The sequence below is a fragment of the Oleiphilus sp. HI0117 genome (genome assembly GCF_001635235.1).
In genome coordinates this window covers 1-5,808 of record NZ_LWGA01000795.1, presented here as the reverse complement: position 1 = coordinate 5,808, position 5,808 = coordinate 1, and the positions used below count along the sequence as shown (strand labels likewise).

Here is a 5,808-nt window from a genome sequence, read left to right as displayed (position 1 = left end):
AGTTTTTTATAGTTTACGCAGTTAATGAATTATTCTTCGCTACAGTCTCTTTTTTACCAACTCAAGAACAATCGGGCTTTTGAGCTCTTTGTTATTTTTATCATTATTATTTCCGCCTTGGAAATTGGCGCAAAAACCTACGATTTGCCTGTGCAGGCCATAGCATTCACCAAAATGCTGGATCTGTTTATCACCCTGTTCTTTCTGGTTGAAATCGTTATTCGTTTTGTTGCTGAGCCAAATAAGCGGCACTTCTTTAAAAGCGGTTGGAACGTATTTGATACGCTGGTGGTGGTAATAAGTCTGATACCAATTGACGACTCTGAAATGGCATTGTTGGCTCGTTTGGTCAGAGTGTTCAGAGTTTTGAGGATGATATCGGTGATTCCTGAGTTGCGCATCTTGATTAACTCTTTAATCAAGGCCTTGCCACAGCTGGGCTATGTCATGCTTTTGATGTTTATCATCTTTTATATCTATGCTGCTGTCGGAAGCTTTTTATTCCAAACAATTAATCCTGACTTATGGGGAAATATTGCTATTTCCATGCTGACCTTGTTTAGGGTGATGACCTTTGAAGATTGGACTGATGTTCAATATGAAACGATGGAGGTGTACCCCTTCAGCTGGATATACTACTTATCGTTTATCTTTTTTACAGCCTTTGCATTTCTCAATATGGTAATTGGTATTGTCGTTAATGTGATGGAAGAAGAGCATGCTAAAGCGCGGCAAGAAAGTAAAAAGGATGAGCCAACTATTAGTGACCTTCAAGCTGAAATCTTAAGCATGAAACAGATGATTGTGGATCTTAAGAAAAACTAGAATAGCTGTGAATTTAGAACTAGACTTAATGACTATCGGTCACCTAGCTGGCTGATTGAATTAATTCGTAATTGAAGTTTGTGAGAGTGTAATGTCGGAAGGAAGTGAAGGCTTAAGTCGAAAGCAGGTTGAGTTTGCTAAGAGGGAGCAGGAAATTCTCAAAGCGGCGATCAGTTTGTTTGAGAACCCACATTGGGAAACTGTGACCGTTGAGCAGATTTCCAAAAAAGCAGAGATAGGCAAAGGGACCGTTTATAAGCATTTTACCTGTAAAGAAGAGATTTACGCTCAGATTTCAATCTCGTTTTTGCGTCGTATGCTGGCCTCTTACGAAGCGCTACCACCACATTCAGAAGCAATAGATATCATTCGTGAAATTATTCGCGCTTCCTTTGCGCAATTTCTTGATAATCCGGCTGAAGCGCGGGTTTCGTTTTATTGTAAGCGTGTCGACTTTAGAGAACGCCTCACCCCGGAATTACGGGCCGAGTTTGACCAATTAGACGATTTATTTGCCTCCTACATTGGCTCAATACTGGAGCCAGGTATTAAGAGTGGGATGTTTCCTGATATGCCCATTGAGCACTTAATGATGGGCTTAGAAGCGACCTTTGATGGCGCGATTAGTACAATTTGGAATGGCGGTTTGCATTGCCAAGAAGATACAGATTTAGAGACTTATATCAATATTATTAGTGAGTATATGGTGGCGGGCTTAGTTGGTCTGGTAAAAGCTTAGCGACTGAATTGACGTAGAGGGGAAAATAGAATGGGTATCGCAATCCGTGCGATACCCTAGAATAGGCGCTTCCTTTACTGTTCCATCAGTTAATTGTATCCATTGAACATCCGTGAACAAATCCTTGTTTTGCCACTGTCCTTAGTTATTCAGCCGCTCCTGCAGCACAATTGTCCCTTGCCTTATCGTTCCTTGATCTACAACTGCCCTGTGTAGTTATCTGAATCCTTCAGATTGGCTCCTGCCTTCCCTAACAAGTCCGTTTGATGTTGCTTCCGTTTGATGAGTATATTACGGAAACCACATGTAGGAAAAAATAGGATAAAACCTAAAGCCATGTAGGAGATATCCTACATGGCTCTGCTGAGGACAGACAAGAATTTGGCCAGGATGTAGCCGGTCTAAACTAATTCGAACTGAATTTGTTTACGAGACCAGTCGATTTGCTTGAGTTTTACTTGTACTGCTTGGTCGAGTTGGAAGGACTGCTCTTTGTTGGTGATGCAAAGCAGGTCTTGGTTAAAGCTATACTTCCCTTCCATCTCCTTGGTTGAGACAAATCCTTCAATACCTGTTTCTGCTAGACGAACTTGAAAACCAGAAGAAAAGACACGATGAATCGTAGCATTTAAGGTTTGTTTGTTCTTAGCTAAATACTGGCACTTCAGCCATTGCTCAACATCATAGACGGCACTTTTGGCTTTACTCGAATTCTCACTTAATGCTTCTATTTGAGCTTCGTTAATGTAGCTTTCATTGTTGGCTGCAATCGCATCGAGTTGGCGGTGTACTAAAAAGTCACTGGCTTTTCTAAGGGGGGAGGTGAAGTTGCAATACTGCTGCAATCCCATGCCGAAGTGAGGCGCAGGTTCTAGGCTTAGCTGGCTTTTCTCTAACTGGCGAGAAATAAGTAGTTGGTAGCGAGTTAACTCATCATTACTGGAAAGCTGTTTTGATAGTTCAACAAAGCTGTCTAAAGACGCTAAAGAATCTTCTTTGTACTCAGGAATGTTTTCTTGCAGTACTTTATCCAAGCTTTCCAAGCGATCGGCACGTATGCCTTTATGGCTAATGTAGATACCGGGAAGTTTGCTTTTGGAAATGAGTTCTGCGATGCAACAGTTTGCAGCGACCATCGCTTCTTCAACTATACGGTGAGCGCTGGAGAATACTTTCTGTTTGATCTCTGCAATCTTTCCCTGGTCATTCAGCTCGAGGTAGAACTCTTGACGGTCTTTTTGAATCAGGTTGTGCTTGTTGCGGAATTCTGATCGTTTATCGGCAATAGTCTTAAGATGCTTCAGGCTTTCCTGAATATCGCTGCTGCACTCGTCTAGCGCTTCGCCTTGGTCAATAAAGCTGCCAACGACTTCGTAACTAAGCTTTTTATGAGATTGAATAAGCGCTTGTTCTAGCTCGTAGCTTTCGATATCTCCAGTCTCACTTACAGTCGCTTTTACTACTTTGGCCAGACGCGGTTTACCTTCTACCAAAGAGCAGATATCACTGCCCAGCTTTTCTGGAAGCATCGCGATAGTCTGACCGGGGAAGTAGACTGAACTTGCGCGTTTTATCAGACTTTTCTCGATGGCTGAGCCGGCATCAATCATGGCGCAGGGGTCGGCAATCGCAATATATATATACCAACCTTGCTCAGCTTTTTCTGCATACAAGGCATCGTCTATATCTTTCGTAGAAGACGAGTCAATGGTAACAAAGGGAAGTTCACAATAGTTTTTACGCCCTTCGCTTAAACCTGCTATCTGTTCTTCTGAAATCGCATCTGCTTGTTCTTGCTCGACTTTGCTCCAGCTTGTTTCCAGGCGGTGCTTCTTGCTGGCATACAATGATTCGATACCGATATCTTGGTCGGTACCAATTAGCTCGACAATGCTTGCTTGTGCTTTCCCTGACTTAAAAGGATGTTGAGTAACCTTGCAGACAACCAGGTCTTTCGCTTTGGCTTTTTTGCGCTTTTGAGGAGGAATAAAAAACCACCGACACATGCCTTGGATATCGGGCTCAACAAAAGCAGCTTTACCCTTCTCTATGTATTTGCCACAAAAGAACTGGGTGTTGCTTTCAATTAGCCTTTCTAATTTAGCGACCTTTTTGTTCTTTGCATCTTTTATGACTTCAACTTCTACTCTATCACCAGGGAGTACGCGCTCCATTTCATCGGGTGGAAGATAAACGTCTCGGTTGGTATCAAGTGTCACAAAACCAAATTTGTAAGCAGAACCTTTAACTGTCCCAATGCAGAGATTGCGACTAGCTTTGATATCTTGCTTGAGTTGCTTGAGTTGATTAAGTGAGTCGAGTTTTAGCATTGATCATACCTGTTGGTGGCAAGAGTGCTGTGTATCGATCCTAGACACACAGCGACATGTTCTTAAGAGTTGGTTGCGAGCGTTAGGAATTCACTACGTGTTGCCTGAGACTGTCTGAAAGCGCCCAGCATAACGGAAGTGTTCATGACTGAATTTTGTTTTTCAACGCCGCGCATCATCATACACATATGTTTTGACTCAATGATGACAGCCACACCTTTTGCGCCAGTCACTTGCTGGATTGTTTCAGCCACTTGACGAGTGAGGTTTTCCTGAATCTGGAAGCGTCGCGCATACATGTCGACAATACGAGCAAATTTAGACAGACCCAAAACCTTGCCGTTTGGCAAATAAGCGATATGGCACTTGCCAATAAAAGGCAGTAGGTGGTGTTCGCAAAGAGAGTATAGCTCTATGTCTTTTACAATAACCATTTGGTCATTGTCAGACTCGAACACCGCGTTATTTACTATATCATCAAGGCTTTGTTGATATCCCTGAGTGAGAAATTGCATAGCCTTGGCTGCACGAGTCGGTGTATCTAATAAGCCTTCGCGAGAGCTGTCTTCACCAAGACTTTCAATAATGGCTTTATAATTTTGTGATAAGGCGTCAAGCATAAGAAATACCGAAGATGTGGGAAATGCCGGATTTTACATGCTTGGAATAGCTGGGGAAAGCCTTTTCCCACTTGGTCAACCTAATTTGCAGATAGCGTTTAGCAGAAAGTAAGAGACAATTAGTACCGATCAATTGCGAATCGAATATTATCTGCTTCCGCTTTAAGAACTTGGTACATAAATGTATTGGTGCCAGCCTTTGCTTTTTCAGCTTGCAGGCACTTGTTTTGGTAGAGTTTCTCTAAGGTGGCGAGATCGCATTGCATTGTGGGGCAAGTACTTTGGCTCATTTTACTACCTCCATTCAGGTTACCCTGAATTATCAGACCTGAGCTTGATTGTTTGGTAAATAATAGTTAAGCATTTACTCTGCCAAGTATTTTGAACATGTCTGAGAGGGAAAATAAAGTAAATAAAAACAAAAGGATAACATGGGAAAAAAATTTAATTTTGAAAGCGGCCAACTTGAATATAAAACTAAAGCTGGCCGCTTGTAAAGAAAGCTGACGAAAGTCTGTCGTTTATAGCGACCTAGCGCTGTAAGTCATTTAGTTGATCGATCAGTGCCTGGAATTGCTCATCGAGACTGCCAGAGCTAGCGTTGATTGATGCGCCTTCAATCGCACCTTGCAGTGCGTTCTTAATTTGTTCTGTTTGATCAGCTTGAGTGCTTAGGCTGGAAGTAAGGGTGTTAACTACGTCAGCACTATTGCTAGCAACTTCTTCCAAACCACCTAGATTACTCATGGTTTCATTAGCAATTGTTACGCTGCTACTCACGACTTCAGCAACTTCTTGCTGCTTCGAGATAACCGAGTTCGATATTTCGGTGATCTTGGTGATCTCACCCTGGATTTCTTCTGCTGACTCATTTGAGGTGTTTGCAAGCTGTCGTACTTCATCGGCAACAACCGCAAAGCCTCGACCGTGTTCGCCAGCTCGCGCTGCTTCGATCGCAGCGTTGAGTGCTAGCAAGTTAGTTTGGTCGGCAATGGCTTTGATCGACTCAAGTAATTTACTAATCGTTTTATTACTTTCATCCAAGCTTTCCAGCAAAGATGTAAATTCAGAGATGTATCGAGATGAGGTTTCCAGGTTATCTGCAAGCTGTCTCATGTCGGCGCTACATTGTTTGGATGTATCAGATGCCTGGTTGGTCGCGTCACTGGCTTGTTGTGCAGAAGAGTGTATCGCCAGACCTTCGCCTACGAGAGACTCCATGCCTTGGCAACTGCCTTCAATACCGCTTGCAAAGTCTGAGCCGCCTTGTAGCTTCTCGTTAACGCTAGCTGCG

Annotated in this window: 6 protein-coding genes; 2 read left to right on the top strand and 4 right to left on the bottom strand. The window is 42.9% G+C overall.

Going from position 1 to position 5,808, the window contains the following annotated elements; all coding sequences use genetic code 11:
• The first annotated feature begins 24 nt into the window (after positions 1-24).
• Together A3757_RS13010 and A3757_RS13005 are read left to right on the top strand one after the other, a co-directional pair.
• A complete protein-coding gene (locus tag A3757_RS13010; protein WP_068508713.1) occupies positions 25-825 on the top strand; it encodes an ion transporter in 801 nt (266 codons plus the stop codon).
• A gap of 91 nt (positions 826-916) precedes the next feature.
• Positions 917-1,564 (top strand): TetR/AcrR family transcriptional regulator, encoded by a 648-nt coding sequence (locus A3757_RS13005; RefSeq protein WP_068508712.1) that lies wholly within the window; start codon positions 917-919, stop codon positions 1,562-1,564.
• 401 nt (positions 1,565-1,965) lie between these two features.
• Here A3757_RS13005 and A3757_RS13000 read toward each other — a convergent pair whose 3' ends face one another.
• The 4 genes from A3757_RS13000 to A3757_RS12990 all read right to left on the bottom strand — a co-directional run.
• Positions 1,966-3,894 (bottom strand): ribonuclease R family protein, encoded by a 1,929-nt coding sequence (locus tag A3757_RS13000; protein ID WP_068508711.1) that lies wholly within the window; start codon positions 3,892-3,894, stop codon positions 1,966-1,968.
• A gap of 62 nt (positions 3,895-3,956) precedes the next feature.
• The gene (folE, locus tag A3757_RS12995; protein ID WP_068508709.1) at positions 3,957-4,514 is read right to left on the bottom strand and encodes a GTP cyclohydrolase I FolE; all 558 of its coding nucleotides are present in this window, start codon (positions 4,512-4,514) and stop codon (positions 3,957-3,959) included.
• A gap of 119 nt (positions 4,515-4,633) precedes the next feature.
• Complete coding sequence (locus A3757_RS25740; protein ID WP_156490561.1) at positions 4,634-4,804, bottom strand: hypothetical protein; 171 nt, start codon at positions 4,802-4,804, stop codon at positions 4,634-4,636.
• 241 nt (positions 4,805-5,045) lie between these two features.
• Positions 5,046-5,808, bottom strand: a 763-nt coding sequence (locus A3757_RS12990; protein WP_068739755.1) for a methyl-accepting chemotaxis protein, incomplete at its 5' end; no start/stop codon positions are given.

Bases quoted from the DNA above. Each gene is read 5' to 3' on its own strand.
- A3757_RS13010 (WP_068508713.1), top strand. From the start codon at position 25: ATGAATTATTCTTCGCTACAGTCTCTTTTTTACCAACTCAAGAACAAT.
- A3757_RS13005 (WP_068508712.1), top strand. From the start codon at position 917: ATGTCGGAAGGAAGTGAAGGCTTAAGTCGAAAGCAGGTTGAGTTTGCT.
- A3757_RS13000 (WP_068508711.1), bottom strand. From the start codon at position 3,894: ATGCTAAAACTCGACTCACTTAATCAACTCAAGCAACTCAAGCAAGAT.
- folE (WP_068508709.1), bottom strand. From the start codon at position 4,514: ATGCTTGACGCCTTATCACAAAATTATAAAGCCATTATTGAAAGTCTT.
- A3757_RS25740 (WP_156490561.1), bottom strand. From the start codon at position 4,804: ATGAGCCAAAGTACTTGCCCCACAATGCAATGCGATCTCGCCACCTTA.